The organism is Anaplasma phagocytophilum, assembly GCF_023476575.1.
Lineage (GTDB): Bacteria > Pseudomonadota > Alphaproteobacteria > Rickettsiales > Anaplasmataceae > Anaplasma > Anaplasma phagocytophilum_A.
In genome coordinates, this window is the sequence record NZ_JAHLEX010000137.1 from 1 (window position 1) to 2,038 (window position 2,038).

Genomic DNA, 2,038 nt, shown 5'->3' on the forward strand with positions numbered 1-2,038 from the left:
CGCTCGAAATGCTATTACATTTTTTATGTATCCATTTTTGGCAAAATTTTCGTAGTCTCTTTCTTCCCATATTGCTTCTCTACTACTCTCCAGGAAAGATGAAACTCCGCTGTTGGTGCCGTAAAGGATTCCCTGTATAGCGCGTAGGTTTGGGAGTGGAGCCAAGATTGACAGAATGCTCCTGAGATGGTAGGCTCGAGGCTGATTTCGTTTTTACAAAAGGGGCCTGAAAGCTATGAAGAAAGGTATACACCCTGGAGTCTATCCGATTACAGTAATTTTTACTAACGGGGAAGAAAGGGAAATGCTTTCCACTTCTGGAAAGTCTGAAGAAATGGTACGGGTGCATCTGGAAAGCGATAGGTTTAATCACCCTGCCTGGAATCCGGGTTTAAGAACAAGTGGTACCCGCAACAGTAGAGCTGCTAAGTTTGTTAGTAAGTTTGGTGATTTGTAAGGACACCATATGCAGAACAGTGCTTCCCCACGTGGTTGCAGATTTAAAACGGTTGGGTATGTAGCCGCTGCGGGAGGCGAAGCAAAGGTTGCTTGTCTTCGTAATTTTTATGGAGTAGTGAGGATGGAAGAAGCCTCATGCTCCGATATCGACCTGCTTGTTGTTGTCGGAGGCGATGGTCTGATGTTACATAGCCTCCATAATTACGTTATTAGTTCCGCAAAAAGTGTACCTGTATATGGCGTGCGTTACGGAACAGTGGGTTTCTTGTTGAATGGCTGTGCTGAGGGAAGTTTGCCGTTCAAAATAGAGAATGCTGTCGCCACAGAATTGACGCTTTTACGCATGGAAGCCGTAGATGTGCACGGTCGTAGCCATAGTGCCATAGCTGTGAACGAGGTTTCTTTATTTCGTGGGACTCACCAGGCAGCAAAACTCAAGATTTGTCTGGACGGAAAGACGGTCATGGAAGAGCTGGTTTCTGATGGGATCATAGTGGCGAGTCCAGCAGGTAGCACTGCGTATAACTTCTCCGCAGGTGGGCCTATTCTTCCTTTTAACTCCAACGTTATAGCCTTAACATCTGTAAACTCCTTTCGACCGCGAAGATGGCGTGGTGCTTTGTTGCCTAATAGTGTTGAAGTGGAAATAGAGGTACTGTCACCTGAGCTTCGCACGGTTAGTGCTGTGGCTGACTATACGGAATTTCGAGATATAAAAAGCATTAAAATCCGTCAAGACTGCAAGGCTAAGGTCACGCTAATGTTTGACCCAGAACATAGGTTGGAAGAAAGAACCATTGCTGAACAATTCTTAGTATAGGGTAATGTTTACACTATTGCGCATTACTGCTAAAGAACCTATACTCTCCGCAGTGTGAAATCGGCGTAGACGGTTGTGGAGATTGCTTACTCATTTGACGATATCTTGATTATCCCCTCGTTTTCTGATGTCCTTCCCGGTGATACAGAGGTAAGTACATATGTTACGAAAAGCCTCCAGCTCAATATCCCAATCATGTCAGCTGCTATGGATACGGTAACCGAGTCAAGGTTAGCCATATCTGTTGCACAACACGGTGGGATTGGGTGTATACATAAGAATATGTCCATAGAACGACAGGTAGCTGAGGTTCAGAAGGTAAAGAAATTTGAGAGCTGGATAGTTAGCAATCCAGTCACAGTGTCTCCGGATGCCACATTAAAAACTGCTCTTTCAATAATGCAGCGGCATAGTTACTCTGGAATCCCAGTAGTTGAGGCAAATAAGAAGCTTGTAGGTGTCATTACAAACCGGGACGTGCGCTTCGTAGAAGACATGAATTGTCGTGTATGTGACATAATGACAAAAGAGAACCTGGTCACCGTACGCGAGGGCGTGAGTCAATCTGAAGCAACCCGCCTCCTCCACAAACATAAGATTGAGAGACTGATTGTGACTGATGAGCATGGTTGTTGCATCGGACTAATAACAGTAAAGGACATAGAAAAGTTCAATAAGTTTCCAAATTCATGTAAGGATAAGAAAGCTCGCCTTCGAGTAGCCGCAGCAGTAGGAGCGGGGCCACGAGAAGGTATAAAA

The 2,038-nt window shown here is 45.0% G+C and carries 3 protein-coding genes; all 3 read left to right on the forward strand.

Features of this window, described 5'->3' with window-relative positions:
* Positions 1-235: 235 nt before the first annotated feature.
* Entirely contained in the window at positions 236-457 is a 222-nt protein-coding gene (gene rpmE, locus KPX09_RS05095; RefSeq protein ID WP_011450244.1) for a 50S ribosomal protein L31, read from the forward strand.
* A 9-nt stretch (positions 458-466) separates the two neighbouring features.
* The gene (locus tag KPX09_RS05100; protein ID WP_249549279.1) at positions 467-1,279 is read left to right on the forward strand and encodes an NAD kinase; all 813 of its coding nucleotides are present in this window, start codon (positions 467-469) and stop codon (positions 1,277-1,279) included.
* Between the two features lie 75 nt (positions 1,280-1,354).
* Positions 1,355-2,038, forward strand: a 684-nt coding sequence (locus tag KPX09_RS05105) for an IMP dehydrogenase (protein ID WP_249549280.1), incomplete at its 3' end; no start/stop codon positions are given.